This window comes from Candidatus Poriferisodalis sp. (assembly GCF_965204195.1).
Taxonomy (GTDB): Bacteria; Actinomycetota; Acidimicrobiia; order Acidimicrobiales; family Poriferisodalaceae; genus Poriferisodalis.
Map to the genome: position 1 here is coordinate 558,424 of NZ_OZ241975.1, position 21,205 is coordinate 579,628.

Here is a 21,205-nt window from a genome sequence, read left to right on the forward strand (position 1 = left end):
GCCCCGTGCTTCTACGGCTGAGGCACGTTTGCAGCAGCTCACCAATGCACTTAGGTGCCTGCCACTACGGCCATCACTGCTTCAGTACACGCAGCAGCGAGCAAGATCAGCGCACCAGCGCCGAGCCACTTGTCCCGGTGTACGGGCATCCAAGCGTTGAGTCGGCGAACCATGTCGTCAGCAGCCCGCGGGGAGCGAAACTCCCAAACCACAGCACTGCTTTCGTAGGGCCTAACCCAGTGCCCCCCGAGGCACAGCACCTCGAAGCCGTCGTCGGGCGAAGGTAGATCGGGCGGTGGTGGAGGCTCAGGCAGGTCCGGCTCGAACATCGGCTCGAAGTCTGGTTCTGGAGGGTCAGGTACATCGGTGTCAAATCGTTCCCAGATCTCCGCGAGGTCTTCAGGCGGTGGGTATTCGATTTCGAGTTGACCGGGGACTTGAAGCGGTTCACGTTGCAGGAGATCTAACCACTCATCCAGAGCCCAGTCATCGTCGGGCCAGCTTGGGCGTTGTACCTGACGCGGTATGCGGAGCACTCGGTAGGTGATGGCTTCGGTGGTTCCTCCACTGTGGATGCCGACTTGGGGCGACGACTTGTAGGCGTAACGGCGGGACTTGAAGAAGCTGTGACGCTGTCCGTTAGCGCAGCATGCGCGGTTCTTGGACACTGACGGGTTTATGCCGTCGCGGCAATGTCCGGCTTCGTATCGGCAGGCCCGAACGCGCGGAACAGCATCTCGATCACCTGCCGACCCTTAAACGGCTCAGGAACTGACTCGTCGGTGACCGTGCGGCGCAGAGCGGTCACCATCACTGGGAAGCGCTGCTCTTGCGGTGTAGTGAGGATCACCTTTGCATCGGGGGTCAGTTCGCCGGACTTGACCATGGGCTTGTCAAGGAACAGTGCTCGTGCAGGGAGTCCGGTCAGCCCGTCGAAGATGTAGAGGCACTCGCCGGGTTGTGCGTTGAGGTCTAGCTCGACAACGGTGCTGTCCATTTGCAGAACCCCCTCGAGGCACGGTCGGTGCCGTTGCGCGCAGTATTGCAGCGCGAGCACTGCTCGTAGGCGACGCGCCATATGTGCAGGTCAGCAGCTCAAATCACGTATGTGTCGTACGCGAACGGGCGTTAGGTTCGGGGCATGGCAACGCAGCGGCGACTGAGCGGTGCTTCCAAGCAGCGGCTCAAAGAAAACCTGCACTTCATCCAGAATGGCAACGGCAACGTCGCCAGTGAGCAACTCGCACCGGGTCAGATCATCCGGAGTCAGGCCTGGTGTCACATCGGCGGCGAAGCGGGCTCTGACGCCAGCTGATCGCGTTAGCGGCGGATCGTGACGTGAGTGGTGAGGGCGGTCTGGGACAACCTGTCGTGCCAGGCGCGCCCGTGTCGATCCCAGATCGCCGAGAGATACGTCAGGCAATAGACGGCGACTGCAACGAGCGTCGCTATCAGCGGGCTGGCCCTCCAGATGAGTATCAGCCCGAGCAGACTTGCCGAAGCAGGCATTGCAGCGCGGACGAACGACGCCGCCACTCCTGGTTTGCGGCCGTCGCGCAAGCGCACGACGTGTATCCCCTTCAGGCGCTTTCCTCGTGTCTGCCCAGTCGCCGATGTTGCCCAAGTCTCGCACGCAGCGGTCAAGAACAGCGCCCCGAACACCATGGCCAGCGGCGCAAGCAGCCACCCGTATGGCTCGTATTCGTCACCGGTGACGAGACTGGCGTACGCCAAGTACCCCATCAGCCCAGTCGCGAGCACCAGCACGAGTCCGGCGGGCACCATGTCGATTACGCGTGCTGCAGCCCGTTCCTTGAGCCTGACGAGCGGCACATTCTCACCTGAGCGGAGTGTGATCTCGGGCTGTTGCGGACCGAAACGGCTGCGCGTCGGCATCTCGGCAACGGTAGCCCTCGACTAGCGCGAGGATGCCGGTGGCGCTCCCTGATATCTCAGTACCGAGCCTGACGGCTCCATGGTGCTCATCTCGGTCGAGGGGTGGGTGCTGGCGGCTGGGCGCAGGCGAGCTCGCCTCGGTGGCGTTCATCGACTGGGACGCGATCTTCGTGGCGTCGCCGATGTGGGACCTCGCGCACGCCGTGTGGCAGTTCGCGCCGGTGGCTGTGCATGCGAGCTATTCGTTGGTGGGGATGATGCACAGTTCCACACCTTCTGTGTCGCAGAGCGCCTGCCAGTTCCTGCCGACGTTGCCTTCGATGACATGCAGCGGCGTCTGGTGGTGAATTGCGGCGCCGAGGAAGTCGGCAGCGAGCCTGTTGATGCCGGTGCCATGGCGACGCAACAAGTCCACCGCCAGAGATGCGTACGGCCGTGGGTCGACTACCTGAAGTACTTCGGGCGGTGGCGTCGATGCGTAACGGATGACCTCGTCAGTGACCAGCCGGGTGATCTTGCCTGGCCGCGTGATCTCGCTACGCCGACGGTTGTTCCTACGCAGCACAGTCAGCAATCTCACATAGAAGCCCCATGCCACCGACGGGACCTCGTCCTGCCCATAGGCACTTTCCTCGCCCGCCAAGGCTCTCACCGCGAGCCCGTCGTCGACGAGGATCACTGATCAGTGGCAGCGGACAGTCGCGAGCGCACGGGGTCCGGTTCCACAACAAGGAGGGTCGGCCCGTCGATCCGCTCGCCCATGGGAAGCCACATATGCATGGTGGGCTGGCTTGTCTCAGCAAGACGCTTCTTCGGTCGCCGAGCGAGGATGCGCTCAATGCGCTCCATCAGCGTTGATGTCCAGTTCTCACTCTGAGGCTTCTCGGGAATCGAGAATCGGTAGGCAATGAAGAGGTGTCCAGGGAAGAGATCCGCTGAGAGAGGAGGATCGTCGCCGAGGATTTCACGGCTGATCTCCTCGTAGTTCTCAGCGATCTCGGCGAATGCCTGCCTCATCGCCGCCTCGCTCATCTGAGCAGGTGGTCTTTCATCGCTTGAGCCGCGCGGCGGGGTCTGTTCCTGGAGCGCGGTATCAGCAGCGCTTGACGGCGGTTCGGCTAAATCTAGGCCGAGATCAGGGTCGTCTTCGAGAATCGTGCGGCTCTCGTCCACGTAGTGCTCGGCGATCCTGGAGATGCGCTCTTGGACGGTCTCGTCCGAACCGAGGGCCTCCTGCTCGTGCGCGGTCCGAAGCCAATGAGTGAGCACGGATGAGACCAGGACATCGGGTGTGCTGTGAAGTTCGTGGGCGCGCTTGTTGAGGAATCGAATCAGTTCAGCATCAAGTTCCAACTTGAGCTGCTCCATGCTCGAAGCGTAACGAGAGCCCACTCCAGGCGTTGACCGCATCACTGAGTCTGTCGAGATCGGCGACGTCGCTGCGCGCAACACGGTGTTCGCCGGCGGGCGGGCGGTGGTGCGCAAGATCGCTGCGGGGGTCCCGGCGTTCGTGCAGATGGAGCGCGAGGGGATCCTGGCCACGCTCGACAGCCAGCACCGCGCCGCCGAACAGCTCCGCCCGCTCATCGCCCACGCCGTAGCTGGTGCCAGTGCCGAGTCACTTTCGGGCGGTGAGTGATTGCCGCGTCCTCGGAAAGACTTAACCCCGGCCGTTTGCCGAAGCAGGGACGGTTCCGGGGTGTTCGCAAACACGCTACCGCCGTGCCGATTGCTGGCGGCTGGGCGCAGGCGAGCTCGCACGTGTGGCGTTCGAAGATTGCGAATAGCGCTTGGGATTCGACCCTTTCGAATATTGCGAACATAGTGATGCCCTGCTACGCTGCCCGAAAGGCGCCGGCGGCCCGAGGGAGGCGCACCGATGGCACAGGGATCAGTCAGGGAGCTCGAACTGCTCGACGAGCACGGAGCCGCGCAGGCTGCTGACGCTGTTAAGCAGCTGACGGAGTTTCTGCGGGCGCACCCGACGCCGACCACGCATGTGCAACTCGTGAGCGAGGATCCTGACGGAGCGACTCAGATTGTCGTTCCCTCGGTCGCGTTCCGGTTCTTTGTCGACGTGCTCGCTGAGCTGGCGAATGGAAACGCGGTCACGGTCGCTGCGGTGCACGCTGAGCTCACCACACAGCAGGCAGCGGACCTTTTGAATGTGAGTCGGCCGTACCTCGTCAAGCTGCTCGATGAGCGGGCGATCCCGTACCGGCGCGTCGGCAACCGGCGCAAGGTGCTGCTGGTCGACCTGGTCGAGTACAAGCGCCGCGATGAGGCGATGCGGCGAGAGATCGCTGATGAGCTCACTCGTGAGGCTCAAGAGATCGCGCTGAGCTACTAACGGCCATGGCGTTCGTCGCCTTGTACGACGCCAACCTGCGTCACTTCCCCGCGTCATCTGCATCATCAAGGATCAGGCCCATGCGCTCACAAGGCCTGAGACGACCTTCGAAGAACTCCTCGAACGGCTGCGAGACGTGGGACTTCCTCGCACCGTGGCCGCGATACGTCAACAGTTCGGGCCGCTCTGACGGCGCTGCGCGCAACACGGTGTTCGCCGGCGGGCGGGCGGTGGTGCGCAAGAGGCACGAAAATCACTGGAACTAACGCAGGTATCACTCCTACTGTGGCGCCATGATGCAACGACGGTGCCAGGCGTGTTGCCGCAGCGGTTGAGGGCAGCTCGGTGACGTCCGGCTACGAGGCCGCACTGCTGGTGCTGGTGCTGCTGCTTCCGGGCGCGTTCGCAGCCTGGGGATTCGAGCGGCATGTGCAGCGCTACGGCCGGCGTCTGAAGGACTGGCTGCTGCGGTTGGCCGGCTTGTCGGCGGTATGCCTCGCGTTGGGGGCGGGGCCGTTGTACTGGCTGATGGCTACCTACGGGCGTGATTTCGCCGAACGCGAGGCGTTGCCGTGGTGGCTGTATCTCGTGCCTGGTCTCTACCTGGTGCTGCCTGCGTCGGGAGGGTGGGCGCTAGGCCTGCTGGTGCGCCGCTCGGGATCGCCGATGTCACGGCTGCTCGGCCCGATCCGCGCGCCGTCTGCCTGGGATCTGCTGTTTGACACCAGAGAGTCTGGGTTCGTGAGCTGTCGACTGCGGTCGGGTCGGTGGGTAGGCGGCCTGTATGCAGATGCTGACTCGGTCAGGTCGTACGTGGGGGCGGACGGTCCGGTCCAAGACATCTACATAGCGCATGCCGCCGAGTTCGATCAGGACACCGGCGATCCGGTCAGCCTCGATGGCGGCCACGTGTGGACGGGCGGCGGAATTCTGCTCAAGTGGGCCGATATCGAGTCGTTAGAGTTTCGGCAGACACGTGAACTGGGAACGGAGAATGCTGATGGCGAAGAAGCGCCGCTCCAAGCGTAAGCGGCCCCGGGATCCGCGCCCGGACTACGTCGGCGGCTACTACCCACGGCCTGGCGTGACCCCGGCAGATGTTCCCAAGGACCTGTTCCGTCGCAAGACAACCGAGGAGCTCATGAAAGAGAGCCGCAGCTAGAGCTTCCATCGCGGCTCGGGCTTCGCCGATGGTCCCGACCTGGCGTCACACCGAAATCACTTGGATCGAAGCGCAGGGCTACCGTTGGGTTCGTGGCGGTGAACAAGCTGTCGATCTCTTTGGACGAGTCGGTTGCCGAACGTGCGGCCAGCGCCGCTGCGTCGCACGGGGTCAGCCTGTCTGCATGGCTCAATGCGGCTGCGGAGCGGGCGATCCGTATTGAGGACGGGCTTGCTGCGGTGCGCGAGTGGGAGCAGGAGCACGGCGAGCTCAGCGCCGAGGAACGGGCCTGCTCGGTGCGAACTCGCGCATGTCTGGGAGCGGCTGGGAGCACGGCGAGCTCAGCGCCGAGGAACGGGCCTGGGCTGACAAAGAGATCGCTGCGGATCGGGAGCTGCTCGACGAGCTCGCGTCCAAATTCGGCGGTCGCTCAGCAGCGATCAAGCAAGGACTGGTGATGCTCGCCGAAGAGCATCGCCGTCGACGTGCCTTGGCGGACTTCATGGCCGAGTGGGTAGCCGAGTCGGGGCCGCCAGACCCCGACGGGGTGGCTGCGATGCGCGAGCGCCATTTCAGCCGACGGTAATCCTCGACGCCGGCGTCATGCGCTCGGCGAGGGCCTCAGAATCCACAGTCCGACAGGTCGAAGAATGTTGTTTCCGGGGTGTGCACTTCCGCATGCCGTTGGTGGGCCTCCCGGCTTGTAAATGAGCATTTGGGTCGAATAAGCACAGTGCTTATAATTCGCTCGTGCTTATGAATGTCAAGCGGCTGTTTGACAGCGTTGCCATCGAGGCGATGGTGAGTTCAGACCTGCCTGCCGACCAGCTTGCAGATGCGCTGCTCGACGCCGAGGTCGACGACAAGCTCGTTCGATTTGCTGTCCAAGTGAAGAGTCGTGCTCCGTATCCCGGCGAGATTCCGCGCCTGGAGCCATTGCGCAATCGCCTTGTAACCGTAGGTGTGCCATTGCTCGTGGCCCCGCTCATTTCCGAGGCAGCAGGAAGGGCGCTCACGGAAGCCCAGTGGTCGTGGGTCGACAGCCAGGGCAACGCCGATGTCCGCGCAAGCGGCATACGCATCAGTTGCCGCGTGCCAAGTCGGCCCGTGAGCAGGACCCCGCGTGGCCTGCCCAGAGGATCCGGATCGTGGTCGATCATGCGCTCGCTGATCTCGGACGGCGTCATGGAAGGCGAGGCCGAACTCGCCGAACGCGCTGGTGTCAGCCAGCCTCGGGTCTCACAAGTGTTGACGGCGCTGTCGACCGCTGGGCTCGTCGAGCGTCGGGGACGATCAACCTGGGCCGCGGACCGTCCGGTACTGCTCGATGCCTTCCTGAACAGCTACGCCGATGCGCGGGGGATCGCCAGCTGGTTCTACTCCCTGGATTCCCCCAACCAGGCATGCGAGCAGATCGCGGCCGTCGGAGAGTCGCTGCACGCAGACACCGTCATCTCCGGTGACGTCGCAGCTGACCGTCTCGTCCCGTGGCGCGTGCCCACGCATACGACGGTGTACACGAACGATCATCGACTTGCGACCCAACTTGAGTTGACTCCCGCTCAAGGCCCCGACGACGCGAACGTCGAGTTGATCGTCCCCGCAGACCAGTCGATTCTGCGCATCCGCCACGAAGAAGATGCGGCGCTCGCCCACCCGACGCAGGTGATCGTGGACCTCCAGCGACTCGGCGGGGCCGATCGACACGAGGCGGCGGAGAAGGTTCGCGAATGGCTGCTGGGAGCGGGTCAGGGGAGTCCTGGAGACGCAGTTCGCCCGAGGCGGCGATGCGATAGGTGAGATCGTCAGCGCGCAATCCCTCTCCGATGTCGAAGCCACACGCCGGGAGACAAGGATTCAAGCCCTCATCCAGCAGATGTTGCGCTGAGGCGGTTTCGGCCTCGTGGGCACCGCGGTGCGATCACGACTGTGTAGCGGTGTTCGCTCCCGGCTCGGGCCTCGATGAAGGACCACGGGTGGCTGTGTCGGACGGCCTCGCTGAGCGTCGTTGTGCTGGTCCTTGGGGACGCAGATTTTCTGGCCGGCTGTAGAACTCGTATTCCTCGGCGGGCGTCATACGCTCAGGGTGCTCGGCGAGCTCTGCGCACTTCTCGTACTTCCTCGACGGCGATGTCGAGTGCTTCGTCCTCGGAAAGGTCTGGGTTGCGAGCGGCGCTCGCAGCGAGGTCAGCGCTGAGAGCAGCAGCCTCGGCTGGCAGCAGACGACCGGCGGCAGCGCGTTCGTCGGGTGTGAGCGGCCCGCCGGTTTCGTCGAGCATCGTGGCCAGCAGTACGTCGAAGTCGGCATCGGCCGCGAGCTGGCACTTCACGGCATGTTCGACGTAGGCCGACACGCTCGCTGCGCCGCCTTGGGCGACCACCGCTTTCACTTGGTCGGCGATGTCGGCGTCGACGGTGACAGTGAGCCGGCTCTTCGTGGCTGCCATGCCTTTCAACGTACTGCTCACGCCGACAGATGCCGCCGCTCAGGGTGGGGTGGGGATGCGGCTGCCGCGGCTGGTGTTCAGCCAGTTCATGCCGTCGCGGACGTACTCGCCGGTGGCGTTTCGCTGCGGGCTGTAGTCCCACCAGTCGATGCCGGCGGCGTGTGCCGCGGCGCTCACCACCCGCCGGGAGCGCTGCGACGCCAGGACCTGGTCGCGCAGCGCGGCGCCGTCCCAGCGTTCGACGGTCTCCGCGGCGAACGCAGCGACCAGATCGGCGTGGGCAGGGTCAGCCGCCAGGTTGTTGCGCTCGAGCGGATCGTCGACCAGGTCGTACAGCAGGGCCGGGTCGCCCTCGCAGTGGATCCACTTGTGGCGCCCCCGGCGGATCATGAACATCGGCTGTGTGGTCAGCACCGCCGTGTACTCGCCGATCGCCTCGCCACCGTCCTCGCCGTCGCTGCCGCCGTCGCCCGACGCCAGCTCCCACAGGCTCCGCCCCGCGGGCGCTGCGCTCATCTCAGGCCAACCGTCACTGCCCCCGTCGGTCGCAATGTCGAGCAGCGTCGGCAGCAGGTCGACCAGCGAGCACACATCGGGAACGGCACGGTTGGCCACGCCCGGCCCGGCCATCACGAACGGCACCCGCGCCGCCCGCTCGAAGAAGCACATCTTGAAGAACGTGCCGCGGTCGCCCAGCATGTCGCCGTGGTCGCTGATGGCGATCACGACGGTGTCGTCGGTGCGGCCCGTCTCGTCCAGCACCTCCACCAGGCGCCCCACCCACGAGTCGAAGTAGCTGGTGTTTGCGTAGTAGCCGTGGCGGGCGTTGCGGCACTGCTCCTCGGTGAAGCCGACGCCGTCGGCCCCGATGCCCTGGCGCAGCCGGCGGGTGTGCGGATCGACGGCGTCGGGGGCGATCGGGTCGGGCAGGTCGATGCTGTCGTGGTCGTACAGGTCCCACCACTGCGGCCGGGCCTCGTAGGGATCGTGGGGATGGGTGAACGAGGCCACCACGAAGAACGGCCGCTCGTCTGGGGCGCGGACCAGGTCATACAGGTGCCGCACCGCAGCGAACCCGACCTCCTCGTCGAAATCGTGCTGGTAGTTGGTCACCACCGGGCCCGCTTCGGACAGGCTGGCCATGGTGTACCAGTCGCTCGGCGGCCCCGACGCCGCATCCCAGTCGGGCGTGAGCGCAAAGCCCGAGGGGTAGATGTCGGTGGTGAGGCGCTGCTCGAAGCCATGGAGCTGGTCGGGGCCGATGAAGTGCATCTTTCCCGACAGCGTCGTGCGGTAGCCCAGCAGTCGCAGGTAGTGCATCAGCGTGGGCACCGACGCAGCGAACTCGGCGCCGTTGTCCCACGCCCCGATCGACGCCGGCAGCTGGCCCGACAGCATCGAGAACCGTGACGGGGCGCACAGCGGGAAGTTGCAGTACGCCGCATCGAAGCGCACGCCGCGCTCGACGAGGGCATCCAGCGCCGGGGTCTGCACCACCGGATGGCCGTACGCACCGGTGAAGTGGGGCGCCAGCTGATCCGCCATCACGACGAGGATGTTCGGGCGTCGTCCCGAGCGCGTCACCGAGCGGAACCTACACCCAGCCTCGGCACCGGTTGGATCAGTCGAAGTCGGCCGGGGTCGGGGGCCTGACGAGTGCGTCGATTGCCGTCCACAGCGTGCGCGACACCGGGTCGAACAGCACTGGCAAGATGACCCCGACGGGTGCCGCGATTGCCAGCAGCAAGCCGCGGCTGACGTCTGTGCCCCAGACGAGCATGGCCACCACGACGGTCAGGATCACGGCGGTTGCCGACACCACCGTGTTCACGGCCACTGCGCCCAGCCAGTGACCTTCCATGCGCTCGAACTTGAGGCGGCAGTGGGGGCACCGCTCGCGTATGGCGAAGAGTCCCCAGCGTCGAAACAGGCCGCGACCGCCGCACGACGGGCAAGCCAACGTCAATCCGCGCCACAAAACGCGCACCCCCGCAGTCTGCCCGTCGTGCGGCGGTCGTCCGGGCACGAAGCGGTGTGGCTACGCTTGTGGTCACAAATCGATCCACCGGCGCGGGAGGCAGCTCAGATGAGGTCAGTCGGGGTGCGGGAGTTCCGTGACCATGCGACGAAGCTGATCGGCTCCGGCGAGACGCTCGTCATCGAGAAACACGGCGAGCCGGTCGGTTTCTTCGTGCCGATCGTCGCCAAGGACCGGCGCGCTGGGGCACAAGCACTCGAGCGCCTGGACGTTCTCGTCACCGAAGTGCTCGAAGAGCGGGGTCTGAGCGAGGACGAGTTGGTGTCCGAGATCGTCGGTGCCGACGACGGCCGCGATTGGAGAATTCAGCTGCAGACCGCTCGAGTGAGCGGCGGCCCGTCAGAGGGGGTCGCCTATTCCACCGCACGCTGGGTAACCGAGCCCGATGAGGCTCGTCGTTGACACCAGCGTTCTCGTCGGCGAGCTGGTGCGGGAGGCCGGACGGGAACGCCTGCGCGACAACCGACTCAATCTGTTTCTCCCTGAACGAATGTGGCAGGAGACGCAGTGGATGCTTCCTGCCCGGATAGAGCGATTCGGCGAGCAGCACGGGCTCGCGCTGCCGACCCAGCGTGACTTGGTGACGGCGTGCCTAGAGGCGGTCATGGGAAACGTTGACATCGTTGCCGAGCCGATCTACCTGGCGAGGGAAGACGAGGCGCGGGCTCGTTCGTTGCGCGACCCCGACGATTGGCCTGTCGTGGCGTGCGCGCTGTCGCTCGGCGACGGTGTGTGGACCAACGACAACGACTTTCTGGGCACGGGCGTGCCGACGTGGACGACAGCCACACTCGACCTCTGGCTGCAACGAGCAGATCCAGCCGACAAGACCTAGCGCCCTGACCCTCGTTTGGAGCTGTGGCGACCGGCCGCGAGCATCATCGTGTTGGGGTCAAGGGCAGGAAGTGCCGACTGCGAGCTGTACGGGAATCTCTTCTTCGCCGGACGAGACGAGCACTTCGACGCAGCCAGGTTCGTTCACCCAGATGCCGCCTGCCCAGACGATCCACTCGCCGCGATCGGCCCCGCACGGCCAGCCGCCTACGTATTCGGCCGAGTCGACGTCGCATGCGGGACCGTCTGAGTCGCAGGGGCCGGCTGTCAGCGCATCGGCAGACGCGAAGCCGACTTGCCCATGTTCGAGGAACGCGTCGCCCGGAGCTTTCACAATCTCAAGCGATGCCTGCTGGGAACGGCGCACGAGCAGCCCGAACTTTGCGAACCGGTAGTCCTCGTAACTCGAGCCCTCCGGGCCGAATCGCCCGAGCTGCAGCTGTCCCGATGGCAGCGCGATGAACCCGCCGTTAGCGCCATATGCCGTGTAGCCACGACCGGGATCGGGGACCACGTCGATGACGTGCACGCACTCGACAACTCGATGCCCCGGTCGATCTTCGACCGTCTGATTGTCGGCAGTGCTCCCAGTGCAAGCGAAGGCGACCCCGACAATCACCGCAACACCTACGATCCGCACCAGCCTCAGCGGCAGTGCATCGGACCATCTGAGCACTGTCACCTCGACAAGCGTAGGAGCGAGGTCGTCAGCCCTCAGGTGCTCCTAGTCGCTGCGGCCAGTGATATCAGATAATCTGATTTTGTGACAGAGATCAGCGCTACTGAGGCTGCACGGGAGTTTGCAGATGTGCTTGACGCAGTTGAGCACCGTGGGGAGCGGTTCACGGTCGTGCGGCGCGGCAGGGCGATCGCTCGCATCGAGCCGTTGGCGAGCGGCGAAGGCCGCAGGGCAAAACAGCTTCTTGCCGAGACGAGCCCCGATACAGAATGGGCCGGCCAGCTCGCCGAGACTCGCCGACTGCTTGAACTCGACACTCGAACATGACAGCACTGCTGCTCGACACGACCGTCCTCATCGACGCCGAACGCGACCAAGAACAGCTTGACCGGCTCATCGGTGACGACGACTCCGTAGCCATCGCTGCCATCACCGTTGCCGAACTCCTCGTCGGCGTCCATCTCGCCACGCAGCGACATCGCGCCCATCGCCAGGCATTCGCCGACGCCGTGGTCGACGCCATCCCGGTCCTGCCCTACGGCACCGAGGTGGCTGCGGCGCATGCCGAGCTGCTGGCCGAGACCCATCGAGCGGGCCGGCCACGCGGCGCTCACGACCTCATCATTGCGGCCACGGCACGAGCCACGAACCGCACGGTCATCACCGCCGACCCGACCGGTTTCGACGGGCTCCCCGGCGTCTCTATCGCCACGTACCGCTGACGGGTGGACTCAGATGCAGGCGAAGCCGTGCCGAGTTCAGCGTGCGGCGCGCAGGCGCAGGCGTGATGCGGCGGCGTACAGCAGCCACGCCCCGCACCAGACCGTCACCGCCACCAGCAGAACCGTCTCGCCGCGAGCGTCCAAGCCGGGGGCGTAGAACGGCTCAACGAAGTACTGGGAGACGAAGCCACCCCGGTACGGCGTGTGACCGGCGAGACGCCAAAGATCCTTCTCCCAGACGGTCAGCGGGCACGGCAACCCGGGCAGGTTGATCGCAGCGATCGGCGCCAGCGCAGCCAGGTACCAGCGCATCAACCGGGGACTGCGTGCAGCCAGCGGTGAGCCGACCACGATGAAAACGGCCAGCAGCCCGTGGGCAAGTGCCACAGCGGCCGCCAGCAACCATGCGACCACACCGCCACGCTACGCCAGCCGATCCCGGCCAAGGCGTGTCAGATCGGCGGCAGCTGGATGTCAATCGAGCAGCGCGACTGGCTGAGAGCCCCGGGGCGTAGTACGCCTGCGACATGGGGACGCGGCTGCGCCTGCGAGCGCATGCGAGGGCACTGGGAGCCGTTGCGCTCCTCGCTGTAGCAGCGTGCACTTCGGCTGCCGAGGAGGCGAATTCCGAGGAGGAACCCGCTCCGGCAACCACGCAACGTGCTGTGACACCTGGGTTCGAATTCTGCGAGGACATTCCTGAGTTCGAGTCGAGCGTGATGGGCAATCTTGAGCGCGTTCTCGACCAGGTCGAAGATCCCGCACTCCGCCACAAGACAGCCATCCTCCGGTACGGCCAGCAACATCCAGGCACTTTCGGCGGTTACTGGACTGGCCGGCTGATGGGTGGTGCCATCGTCGTCGCGTTCACCGACGACATCGAAGCCCATCGGACGGCGATCGCAGCATTGGTGCCGTCGAGAGTGGCGTTCGACGTCGTGCAGGTTGACCATTCCGAACGGGAATTGCTTGCCCTGCACCACGGGGTCGCCAGCTATGCGGGGGCGGTCTATGGCTTGACCGGCGTCGGCCTGAACACGACTCGCAATCGGGTGACGCTGCACTTCAACGACCCGCCCGCAGGGGCGTTGGACGAGATAGCGCAGCTCGTGCCCGTCGACATGGTGTGCGCCAACGTCTACATCGGCCCCGAGCCGCCGAGTGGGCCGTTGGAGGCCATTCCGGATCTGGCCGCCGACGATCCCATGGTGATCTGCGGGCGCTACGGGCCGATGCCCTACTCGAGGTTTCTGAACCCGCCCCACATCGACGATGTCGACCATCCCGCCGCCGAGCGGCTGCGTGCCGCCCTCGACTCGCCTCCCGGTGGGCTTCTTCCCGCTGGCGAATTCCACGTCATGGACATCGACGAGGATTCCGTGAGCTTCGCCGCGTTCAGCGACGAGGGAATCAAAGACGTGACCGTCATCTATGGCAGAGGTCGATGGCGCATCGGCGGCTGGAGCAGCGATGCCTACTCCTGTGACGTTCGTGTAGCGCTTCCCCCCGGCCTCGGTTATGTCGGCGTCTACCGCGACGCTGAAGCGGCGCCGGCCGATGCAGCGGTCGACTTGCAGGTCAGGATCAGCGGCTGCGTGAAGGGGCGTGACACGGGCGACGTGCTGCGGGGTCCGCAGATCGTCGAGACCGACGACGAAGTGCTGGTGGCGTTCGCTGCCGTGGGCGCTTCGGTCACGGACGACTGCGCTGCGGTAGGAGGGTTCCCATGGATCGCGCCGGTGCGACTCATGCTGTCTGAACCTCTTGGCACCCGTGCCTTGCGCGACGGCACTTACCTTTCGCCCAAAGCGATCACTCCGTGGGAGGACCCGCACTCCCCACGCGTGCAGGAACCCGGCGGCGAACCGGCCCAGTTCGTGTCGATGTGGGGTCACGAGCGAGGGGATGATTCGAACGATGCCTTGTTCTCGGGCACCCTGGTCATTGAGGCGCCGTGCGTGTACATCGTGTCGGACATCGGCTACCAAGAGAGCGGCGAGCCTTGGCTTGACCGCTCCTTGATTCGACTTCCCCGGTCGGGCACTCGTTATGACGCCGAAACCGGTGAAGTGTGGGTGTGGGACGACGGCCCATTCGTCACTGGTGACCAAGTCGGCGCCGGCGGAGGGGGAGGCTCACCGGAAGATGACGCGGCTGAGTGCAGCTTCGACTCCGTGTGGTCCGCGACCGGCTTGTATCCGAATGGTCCACAGCTGGGCGCCGAAGAGTTGCTCGAGGCTGTCAACTATGTGCCTGCGCCGACCTTCGAGGCGATGCTGTACGAGAATGAGTACGGCCCGATGTCGGTCGGCGCCAGTGTGCGAGTGGGCACATTGGCCCTTGAGCCGCCGTGCGCGTACCTGCTTGTCGTGTCGCCGCGTGAGGCAGGCGCCGCATCGCCCCCCGAGCGGCATCTGTTGCATCTGCCCCGATTGGGTGCTCGGTACGACAGCGAGACGGGAGAGTTGTGGGTGTTCGGCAACGGTCCGTTCGTCACCGGCGACCAGGTCGGCGCCATCGGAGGCGAATTCGCGAAAGGGCGGGATGCGCCGTCGTGCAGCTACGACCACACTTGGGGAACGGTCCACATCAAGCGGGTTGAGGACCTGCCGTGATTCGCCGCGACGCCGCACGGCGCAGCGGGCAGGGTGACATGGCGGCACGATCTCGGTTGCGGGCCTGTGCGTGGACACTGGGGGCCGTTGCGATCCTCGCTGCCTCGTCGTGTGGCTCGGCTGACCAAGGAGAGCGGGTTTCGACTGCCGGAACGGGAACCGCCCAGGACACGGCATCGGCCACCGCCACGACCGAAGCGCCGTCTGTTCAGCGTGAACCGTCTCTGACGACATCGACCGCAGCGTTCTTGGCGAGCGAACTTGTCGCGTGCGATGACGTTCCTCGGCTCGAGGGCACGGTCGAAGGCAACTTGAGCGGCACCCAGAACCCGTCTGACCGGCTGATCGGCATCATTCGTTCCTACGGCAGCCAGCATGAGTCGTTCGCTGATCTGTGGATCGAGCGGGCACACGGCGGGGCGCTCGTGGCAGCGTTCACTGATGACCTTGAGGCCCACCGCGAAGCGCTGACTGCCCTGCTGCCGCAAGGCACACCCTTCGACATCGTCCGAGCCGAGAATTCCGTCGCCGAGCTCGACGCAGTCCGGGCAGTGATTCAGGCCAACGTTGCCCAGCTTGAAGGACTGAGCAGTTTCGGCGCCCCGGCGTCGCTCAACCGGGTCGAGATCGGTTTCGTCGACCCGCCTGACATCACGTTGGACTGGCTCGTCGAGCTCGTGCCTGCAGCGATGGTGTGCGTCGAAGTCTTCTACCCGCCTGATCCGCCCAGCGGGCCGCTCAACATCATCCCGCTCGTCAATGCCGAGGATCCGTTGGTGGAATGCCGCGGCATCGGCACCGTTCGCTATTCCCGGCTTGTCGACCCGGTCTCAGTCGACGAGGTCGATCATGCCGCCGTGGAGGCTCTGCGGGCGGAGATCGAAGCGCCCAGCCCCGAGCCGCTTCCTGCCGGCGACTGGTCCGTCATGCACATTGATGAAGACAGCGCCACGTTCGCCATCGTCGAGGGCAATGTCGTCGCCGGTCGTGCATCGTTCCGCCTGGCTGGCGATCGGTGGGTGCTGTCGGGTTATGGGGGCGGTGGCCGCCCGTGCGAATCGCGTGTCCCGCTCCCGCCGGGACTCGCCCACGTCAGAGTTCACCTCGATCCCGACACGCTGCCCAGGCCCGCCAGCACCAGCATCTTCCTGTTCGTAGAGGACATCGACTGTTCCAACGGGCGCGAGATCGACAACGAGCTGCGAGGGCCGCAGATCATCGAGACCGACGACGAGGTGCTGGTGGCGTTCGCCGTGATTCCGGTGTGGGGTGTTGCCACCTGCCAAGGGGCCCCGGCCACCCCGGTCAGGGTTGATCTGTCGCGTCCGCTCGGCGAACGAGCCTTGCTCAACGGCGCCCTGATGCCACCCGCACCTCTCCAACCACCACCCTGACACTTGGGCGAGTCGGCGTGACGCTCCCGCCGTGGGGTCAGGTGGGGTCGCCGGTGTAGCGGTGTGCTTCGAGCTGGCTCAACGAGGCCCACTCGAGGGTCCGGGCGTGGGTCGCTTCGAGGACGACCGGGGGAGCGCTTCCCGCCTCGAACGCTTCGGTCCAGCGCGACGCGCACAGGCACCAGCGGTCGCCGGGAACCAAGCCGTCGAAGCCGACCATCGGCTGCGGGGTCGACAGGTCGTTGCCTGCCGCCTTGGAGAACTCCAGGAACTCCGCCGTCATCACCGCGCACACCGTGTGCACGCCGAAATCGCCCGAATCGGTATTGCAGCAGCCGTCCCGGAACCAGCCCGTCAGCGGGTCATACGAGCACGGCTGCAGTTCGCCTCCGACAACGTTGCGGGCCACGCCGCCCAGTCTCTCAGGTCACCGCCACGCCAGAGCCTCACGGCGCAACTGCGCCGTTTGCTTGGGCATGGGTTGACTCGGTGCGTCAGGAGCGGGGTGCGACTGCGGTGATGAGCCGGTCCACCACTGCCGACCACTCGTCGCCGGACAGCTGGGGCCGCTCGGGGGACTGAACCCGCAGCGCCAGGTATGTGCCGAGGCCGAGCGATTGGCAGAGAAACACGATGGCGGCGGTGCTCAGCGCCGGGTCGATGACACCGGATGTCTTGCCGTCCTCCACGATCTCAGTGAGATCGCCCGCTTCGAGCTCCATGCACCCGGCGACCGTGGGGTGCACCGATGGGTCGCGGCTGGCGCTGACACACGCCTCGATCCACAGGTTGCGCGTCTCGTCTCGTGGTGAGGTGAGCAGGTCTGCGCCGAGCATCCCAAGCTTTTCGCCGGCCGCCGCTTCAGCCTGTTTGATTGACAGCAGCATGCGCTGCGCCGACATGTGTTCGACGGCGGCCAGGAACAGCTCTCGCTTGTTGGGCCAGCGCGCATAGACCGCGCCGGACGTCATGCCACATCTGCGGGCAACCTCCGACACCGTGGCGGCTTCGAAGCCGCGCTTGCCGAACACCGCTGTGGCCGCGTCCAGGAGTTGCTCGGTGACCCGTTCGGACTTCCGCTTGGGCTGGGAGGTCTCCTCATGGATCGGAGGCCCGGGATCCTGTGCAGCTGTCACTGCCTGCTGAGCGTAGCTGTCGCACCTAGTTGGTCGATGCGATCTCGAAGGTGCTTTGTCCTGACAACTCGAGTGTTTGTGGGGATTCCTTCACACTGTGATCTCGTGCCGGATCCCGCGGACGTCCATCTCGAAGTCGAGATCGATGACGGGCGGGCGCGACCGGTACCAGCGCAGGCCGTGACGGGTGGCTGCTCCCATCTGGCCGATGACCGCATCCTCGAGCAGGCCTTCATGCATGAAGACCGTGTACACGTCGGTGGTGGTGACCTGACTCCAGCCGGCACCCATGGCCGCCAGCCGCGACCCCATCGTGGCCACGACATGGCCGGCCTTCTCTCGCATGGCCTCAGGGCCGGCCTCGCCCTTGCGGACGATCTCGTTGTCGTCGAGCGTCGCTTCGGGGATCTCCCCCGCACCCGACACCACGAAGGTGGTGGGCGCGCCGGCTGCGGCCTCGACGGTATAGGAGAAGGCGTGCAGCACCGGCTCGGTGGGTGGGCCGTGCGCGGGGGCCACGTTGGTGCGGGCCAGCGGGTTGTGATCGCCGACGTAGAGGTCCCATGACCGGATGAGCTCGACGTAGCCCGCGTTGAACTCGATGAAACCGGGCATCGAATACGGCTCTGGGCAGCGCAGCTCGATCGCGCACAGGGCCGGGCGCTCCCGCCCGGCGGCGGACAGGTGAGCATCGATCAGCTCGAACCCCTGACGCCACGGGACGTGGGCGCCGAGCGTGGCATGAACCACCTCGTGGCCGTCTGATGCCACGACCCCGCTGGAGAAGGGCGAGATGCCGGTGAGGAAGCCATAGCCGCCTCGGGGATTGTCGATGAGCATGCGTCTCTCCTTGTAGGGGCTGGCCTCTACTTAGCAGAACGCTCCCGGTGACCGGGCGGGCTCGGCTAGCCGCTGGCCATTGTCCAGCTCAGGACCAGCAGGCAGCCGGCCAGCGCCACGGCGATGGCGAGCAGCCAATCGCCGGCCCGGGCCCGAGACTGAGTCGAGGTGTCCATGGTGGTTTCTCCGCTTCCGTGAAGCGTGCCCGTGAGGTGCACGTGGTGTTTCCCTCAGTGCACCAAGGGGGTGTGACAACCAACAGCACAGGCTCACCATGTGGGCCGGGTGAGGACGCCGCCGTCGACCACCAGATCCACGCCGGTGATCCATCTCGCGAGGTCCGAGCACAGGAACACGCATGCGTCGCCGACGTCGGCGGCGGTGCCCAGCCGGCCCAGCGGCGCCGCTGCCTGCCAGCGAGCCACACCCTCGGGCCAGTCGTCGGCGAGGCCGGGCCGGTCGATGAGGCCGGGCGAGATGCTGTTGACGCGGATCCCGTCGGGGCCATATGCGCCGGCGGCTGCCCGGGCGTGCATCAGCAGGCCGGCCTTGGCAGTTGCGTAATGACCGTGCAGGTCGGTGGGCTGGTGCCCTTCGATCGAGGCGATGTGGACGATCGACCCGCCGGTGCCCCCTGCTCGCATCGCGCTCGCTGCGGCGTGGGTCAGGCGGTGCACCGCGGTCAGGTTGACGTCGATCATCTCGGCCCACTCGGCATCGCTCAACTCGGCGAAGTGCACGAGCGGCTGGATGCCTGCGTTGTTGACGAGCCCGTCCAAGCGGCCGTGGTGCTCAAGTGCGGCATCGACCACTTGCTGGGGACCATCCGGTGCAGCCAGGTCGGCCTGCACGGAGACGACGGGCACTCGATCGAGACCCGCCAGGTGATCGACTGACGACGAGCGGGTGTGGGCGACCACGTTTGCACCCGCAGCGATGAGCCGGCGGGCGATGCCGGTGCCGATGCCGCCGCCTGCACCGGTCACCACGATGACCCGGCCGTCCAGCCGGATCAGCTCGCCCGGCGGCGGCAATTTGTCTGCCGCCGACGATTTGGCGTGCGACGGCTTCTGACCCGGCGGCGACTGGTTCTGCTCAGCCATCGGCTGCATCCTCGCGGGTGAAGCGGGCGATGTCGTCCGCGGCCTCGGGGTATGCGGCCGACAACACCGCCCGGTCGCCGAGTTCGAAGCTCGCTTCATCGAAGGGAGGGGCCATGGTGGTGCCCACCAGCGACCACTCGCCGCATGTTCCCGCGGCCATCCAGGTGCCCAACCCGACGGCTGCCACCGGCCGCTCACCGTTCGCCAAGTCGGCCCCGAGCCGCGGCCGCAGCACCGCGCCGTCCGGTTCGAGCAAGAGCATCTCGACTGCAGCGCCGGAGTAGTGGTGCCACAGCTCGACGCCGCCCAGCCGATGCAGCGCCGAGAAGTCGTCGGGTCGCAGCAGGAAGTAGATCGCCGAGGAGTGCCCGTCCCGCCAGATCTGCGCCCACTGGCCGCCCTCGTCAACCAACGGTTCAAGCCCCAGCAGCTCGATCACCTCGTCGGCATCCACCGGTCCAACGTAACCCTCTGACGTAACCCCAAGGCCAGATCGATCACGCGCCAGCGGAGGGTGCCTCTCGACGCTCTCTTTCGGCGCGCTGGGTCCGGCCTCAGCCGGCGTCGATGTCGGGCGCGATCGGATCGAGGTCGAGCAGGTCTTCCAGCACCGCCACGGTTTGCAGCACGCCCACGTCGTCGGTTTGGTGGCCGAGCACGCCGAGGCCGATTGGCATGCCGTCACCGGTGAAGCCGCTGCACACCGTTCCCGCCGGCCGCCGGGTGAGATTGGCGAGCGGTGTGAAGCGCACCCAGTTCTCGGTCTCGACGCCGTCAATGAGCCCGTCGCCGCCCACTACGGGGGTCTGCGACGCCATGGTCGGCAGCAGCATCACGTCGAAGCCCGACATGACCTCGCCGAGCTGCATGGACAACTCGGTGGCCTGCTGGCGAGCCGACGAGATCGCCTCCACGGTCACGTTCTCCAAGGATTCCTCAAGAGCCACGGCCAGCAGGTCGGTCACGTCATCCCATGCGGGCGTGCCGAGCAGCGGCCTGTACGAAGGCGCGATCAGCCCGCCTAGGAACAGCGGCACGAACGCGGCTGACACGGTGTCGAAGAGCGTGCCCATCTCGACTACCTCGACGCCTTCGGCCGCCAGCAGCTCGACTGCAGCGGCGCAGCTCGCCAGGATCTCCGAGTCCACTGCATCGCCGTCGAACGACGGCACCCACAGCACTCGTGCCGGCAGGGGAGGATCGTCGAGCGCAGCGCGCCACGACTCGGTTGGCGCCGGCAGGCTGCGCAGGTCGGACGGATGCGGCCCCACCACGGCGTCGAGGCAGTACGCCACATCGCGGATCCGGCGGGCCATCGGTCCGACGCATGACAGGTCCAGCAGCCCCGGTGGCGGCGGTCCGCTGGGCACGCGCCCGTGGCTGGGCTTGAGGCCCGACATGCCGCAGATCGACGACGGGATGCGAATCGAGCCGCCGCCGTCAGAGCCCGTGCCCACCGGCACCATGCCCGAAGCGATCGCGGCACTGGTGCCGCCGGATGATCCGCCAGGGGAGCGGCCGGTGTTCCACGGGTTCCATGTCGCTCCGAACACCGGGTTGTAGGTGTCGCCCATGCAGCCGAACTCAGGCGTGTTGGTCTTGCCCAGAATCACGGCACCGGCGGCCCGCATGCGGGCAACTTCGGTGGAATCCGCAGCTACCGGAGGCGAGTCACGCAAGTGCATCGCCCCCCGGGTGGTGACGAATCCCGCAGCATCCGCCAGGTCCTTGACCCCGATCGGAATGCCCGCCAGCGGCCCCACGTCGTCGCCGGCATCGAGCCGCTCGTCGATGGCAGCGGCCTGCGAGCGAGCGCTCTCCGCATCGAGCGCCACAAACGCATTGAGCTGCGGGTTCAGCACCTCGATCCGCTCGAGCGCGTGCTCGGTCACGGCGGCAGCCGTCAGCGTCCGGTTGCGCACCATCGCCGCCAGCGCCTCCACCGTCACCGTCCGAAAGTCGGGCACATCCATGGCTGCCTCCGCTGCG

The 21,205-nt window shown here is 66.1% G+C and carries 29 protein-coding genes; 13 read left to right on the forward strand and 16 right to left on the reverse strand.

What is annotated here, in order from left to right; translation table 11 throughout:
* Positions 1–50 precede the first annotated feature (50 nt).
* Together ACOGI8_RS02455 and ACOGI8_RS02460 are read right to left on the reverse strand one after the other, a co-directional pair.
* The gene (locus ACOGI8_RS02455) at positions 51–668 is read right to left on the reverse strand and encodes a hypothetical protein (RefSeq protein ID WP_419855308.1); all 618 of its coding nucleotides are present in this window, start codon (positions 666–668) and stop codon (positions 51–53) included.
* A gap of 8 nt (positions 669–676) precedes the next feature.
* Positions 677–997 carry a hypothetical protein gene (locus ACOGI8_RS02460; RefSeq protein WP_419855309.1) on the reverse strand — a complete coding sequence of 107 codons (321 nt, stop codon included), beginning with the start codon at positions 995–997 and terminating at the stop codon, positions 677–679.
* A 144-nt stretch (positions 998–1,141) separates the two neighbouring features.
* On the opposite strand from ACOGI8_RS02460, the gene ACOGI8_RS02465 reads away from it, so the two are divergent.
* The gene (locus ACOGI8_RS02465; RefSeq protein WP_419855310.1) at positions 1,142–1,315 is read left to right on the forward strand and encodes a hypothetical protein; all 174 of its coding nucleotides are present in this window, start codon (positions 1,142–1,144) and stop codon (positions 1,313–1,315) included.
* 5 nt (positions 1,316–1,320) lie between these two features.
* Here the strand turns inward: ACOGI8_RS02465 and ACOGI8_RS02470 are convergent, their stop codons facing one another.
* From ACOGI8_RS02470 to ACOGI8_RS02480, 3 genes are all read right to left on the reverse strand, one after another.
* Positions 1,321–1,896 (reverse strand): RDD family protein, encoded by a 576-nt coding sequence (locus ACOGI8_RS02470; protein ID WP_419855311.1) that lies wholly within the window; start codon positions 1,894–1,896, stop codon positions 1,321–1,323.
* 238 nt (positions 1,897–2,134) lie between these two features.
* Positions 2,135–2,575: a hypothetical protein gene (locus tag ACOGI8_RS02475; RefSeq protein ID WP_419855312.1), complete on the reverse strand. Its 441-nt coding sequence runs from the start codon at positions 2,573–2,575 to the stop codon at positions 2,135–2,137.
* Positions 2,572–3,264 (reverse strand): hypothetical protein, encoded by a 693-nt coding sequence (locus ACOGI8_RS02480; RefSeq protein WP_419855313.1) that lies wholly within the window; start codon positions 3,262–3,264, stop codon positions 2,572–2,574. Before ACOGI8_RS02480 ends, ACOGI8_RS02475 begins: the two co-directional genes overlap by 4 nt.
* 85 nt (positions 3,265–3,349) lie before the next feature.
* Here ACOGI8_RS02480 and ACOGI8_RS02485 point away from each other — a divergent pair, with 85 nt between their 5' ends.
* The 6 genes from ACOGI8_RS02485 (at position 3,350) to ACOGI8_RS02510 (ending at position 7,208) form a co-directional block, all read left to right on the forward strand.
* Positions 3,350–3,535: a hypothetical protein gene (locus ACOGI8_RS02485; protein WP_419855314.1), complete on the forward strand. Its 186-nt coding sequence runs from the start codon at positions 3,350–3,352 to the stop codon at positions 3,533–3,535.
* Positions 3,536–3,775: 240 nt separating this feature from the next.
* Complete coding sequence (locus tag ACOGI8_RS02490) at positions 3,776–4,246, forward strand: helix-turn-helix domain-containing protein (RefSeq protein WP_419855315.1); 471 nt, start codon at positions 3,776–3,778, stop codon at positions 4,244–4,246.
* An 80-nt stretch (positions 4,247–4,326) separates the two neighbouring features.
* A complete protein-coding gene (locus ACOGI8_RS02495; RefSeq protein WP_419855316.1) occupies positions 4,327–4,512 on the forward strand; it encodes a hypothetical protein in 186 nt (61 codons plus the stop codon).
* Positions 4,513–4,591: 79 nt separating this feature from the next.
* Complete coding sequence (locus tag ACOGI8_RS02500; protein WP_419855317.1) at positions 4,592–5,275, forward strand: DUF6338 family protein; 684 nt, start codon at positions 4,592–4,594, stop codon at positions 5,273–5,275.
* A gap of 443 nt (positions 5,276–5,718) precedes the next feature.
* Entirely contained in the window at positions 5,719–5,994 is a 276-nt protein-coding gene (locus ACOGI8_RS02505; protein ID WP_419855318.1) for a hypothetical protein, read from the forward strand.
* A gap of 164 nt (positions 5,995–6,158) precedes the next feature.
* Complete coding sequence (locus tag ACOGI8_RS02510) at positions 6,159–7,208, forward strand: hypothetical protein (protein WP_419855319.1); 1,050 nt, start codon at positions 6,159–6,161, stop codon at positions 7,206–7,208.
* 281 nt (positions 7,209–7,489) lie between these two features.
* Here the strand turns inward: ACOGI8_RS02510 and ACOGI8_RS02515 are convergent, their stop codons facing one another.
* The 3 genes from ACOGI8_RS02515 to ACOGI8_RS02525 are packed head-to-tail and all read right to left on the reverse strand — an operon-like array spanning position 7,490 to position 9,881.
* Positions 7,490–7,855 (reverse strand): hypothetical protein, encoded by a 366-nt coding sequence (locus ACOGI8_RS02515; protein ID WP_419855320.1) that lies wholly within the window; start codon positions 7,853–7,855, stop codon positions 7,490–7,492.
* 39 nt (positions 7,856–7,894) lie between these two features.
* Positions 7,895–9,439 carry a choline-sulfatase gene (betC, locus tag ACOGI8_RS02520; protein WP_419855321.1) on the reverse strand — a complete coding sequence of 515 codons (1,545 nt, stop codon included), beginning with the start codon at positions 9,437–9,439 and terminating at the stop codon, positions 7,895–7,897.
* Positions 9,440–9,476: 37 nt separating this feature from the next.
* Entirely contained in the window at positions 9,477–9,881 is a 405-nt protein-coding gene (locus ACOGI8_RS02525; protein WP_419855322.1) for a DUF983 domain-containing protein, read from the reverse strand.
* 60 nt (positions 9,882–9,941) lie between these two features.
* On the opposite strand from ACOGI8_RS02525, the gene ACOGI8_RS02530 reads away from it, so the two are divergent.
* Positions 9,942–10,295: a type II toxin-antitoxin system Phd/YefM family antitoxin gene (locus ACOGI8_RS02530; protein WP_419855323.1), complete on the forward strand. Its 354-nt coding sequence runs from the start codon at positions 9,942–9,944 to the stop codon at positions 10,293–10,295.
* Positions 10,279–10,728 (forward strand): PIN domain-containing protein, encoded by a 450-nt coding sequence (locus ACOGI8_RS02535; protein WP_419855324.1) that lies wholly within the window; start codon positions 10,279–10,281, stop codon positions 10,726–10,728. Before ACOGI8_RS02530 ends, ACOGI8_RS02535 begins: the two co-directional genes overlap by 17 nt.
* Positions 10,729–10,785: 57 nt before the next feature.
* On the opposite strand, the gene ACOGI8_RS02540 is transcribed toward ACOGI8_RS02535, so the two are convergent.
* Complete coding sequence (locus ACOGI8_RS02540; protein ID WP_419855325.1) at positions 10,786–11,409, reverse strand: hypothetical protein; 624 nt, start codon at positions 11,407–11,409, stop codon at positions 10,786–10,788.
* A gap of 81 nt (positions 11,410–11,490) precedes the next feature.
* On the opposite strand from ACOGI8_RS02540, the gene ACOGI8_RS02545 reads away from it, so the two are divergent.
* Together ACOGI8_RS02545 and ACOGI8_RS02550 are read left to right on the forward strand one after the other, a co-directional pair.
* Entirely contained in the window at positions 11,491–11,733 is a 243-nt protein-coding gene (locus ACOGI8_RS02545) for a type II toxin-antitoxin system Phd/YefM family antitoxin (RefSeq protein ID WP_419855326.1), read from the forward strand.
* On the forward strand, positions 11,730–12,128 hold the full coding sequence (locus ACOGI8_RS02550) for a PIN domain-containing protein (protein ID WP_419855327.1): 399 nt from the start codon (positions 11,730–11,732) through the stop codon (positions 12,126–12,128). The genes ACOGI8_RS02545 and ACOGI8_RS02550 overlap by 4 nt, the downstream gene beginning before the upstream one ends.
* A gap of 36 nt (positions 12,129–12,164) precedes the next feature.
* Here ACOGI8_RS02550 and ACOGI8_RS02555 read toward each other — a convergent pair whose 3' ends face one another.
* Entirely contained in the window at positions 12,165–12,542 is a 378-nt protein-coding gene (locus ACOGI8_RS02555) for a DUF2784 family protein (protein ID WP_419855328.1), read from the reverse strand.
* 251 nt (positions 12,543–12,793) lie between these two features.
* Here ACOGI8_RS02555 and ACOGI8_RS02560 point away from each other — a divergent pair, with 251 nt between their 5' ends.
* Together ACOGI8_RS02560 and ACOGI8_RS02565 are read left to right on the forward strand one after the other, a co-directional pair.
* Positions 12,794–14,743 carry a hypothetical protein gene (locus ACOGI8_RS02560; RefSeq protein WP_419855329.1) on the forward strand — a complete coding sequence of 650 codons (1,950 nt, stop codon included), beginning with the start codon at positions 12,794–12,796 and terminating at the stop codon, positions 14,741–14,743.
* Positions 14,744–14,781: 38 nt separating this feature from the next.
* On the forward strand, positions 14,782–16,137 hold the full coding sequence (locus ACOGI8_RS02565) for a hypothetical protein (RefSeq protein WP_419855330.1): 1,356 nt from the start codon (positions 14,782–14,784) through the stop codon (positions 16,135–16,137).
* A 37-nt stretch (positions 16,138–16,174) separates the two neighbouring features.
* Here the strand turns inward: ACOGI8_RS02565 and ACOGI8_RS02570 are convergent, their stop codons facing one another.
* The 6 genes from ACOGI8_RS02570 to ACOGI8_RS02595 all read right to left on the reverse strand — a co-directional run bounded on the left by ACOGI8_RS02570 (position 16,175) and on the right by ACOGI8_RS02595 (position 21,189).
* Entirely contained in the window at positions 16,175–16,546 is a 372-nt protein-coding gene (locus ACOGI8_RS02570) for a DUF2237 family protein (protein ID WP_419855331.1), read from the reverse strand.
* Positions 16,547–16,631: 85 nt separating this feature from the next.
* Positions 16,632–17,273 (reverse strand): TetR/AcrR family transcriptional regulator, encoded by a 642-nt coding sequence (locus tag ACOGI8_RS02575; RefSeq protein ID WP_419855332.1) that lies wholly within the window; start codon positions 17,271–17,273, stop codon positions 16,632–16,634.
* Between the two features lie 90 nt (positions 17,274–17,363).
* Positions 17,364–18,113: a RidA family protein gene (locus ACOGI8_RS02580; RefSeq protein ID WP_419855333.1), complete on the reverse strand. Its 750-nt coding sequence runs from the start codon at positions 18,111–18,113 to the stop codon at positions 17,364–17,366.
* Positions 18,114–18,382: 269 nt separating this feature from the next.
* Positions 18,383–19,216 (reverse strand): SDR family NAD(P)-dependent oxidoreductase, encoded by an 834-nt coding sequence (locus ACOGI8_RS02585; RefSeq protein WP_419855334.1) that lies wholly within the window; start codon positions 19,214–19,216, stop codon positions 18,383–18,385.
* A complete protein-coding gene (locus tag ACOGI8_RS02590; protein ID WP_419855335.1) occupies positions 19,209–19,670 on the reverse strand; it encodes a cupin domain-containing protein in 462 nt (153 codons plus the stop codon). Before ACOGI8_RS02590 ends, ACOGI8_RS02585 begins: the two co-directional genes overlap by 8 nt.
* A 100-nt stretch (positions 19,671–19,770) precedes the next feature.
* The gene (locus ACOGI8_RS02595; protein WP_419855336.1) at positions 19,771–21,189 is read right to left on the reverse strand and encodes an amidase; all 1,419 of its coding nucleotides are present in this window, start codon (positions 21,187–21,189) and stop codon (positions 19,771–19,773) included.
* Positions 21,190–21,205: the final 16 nt, after the last annotated feature.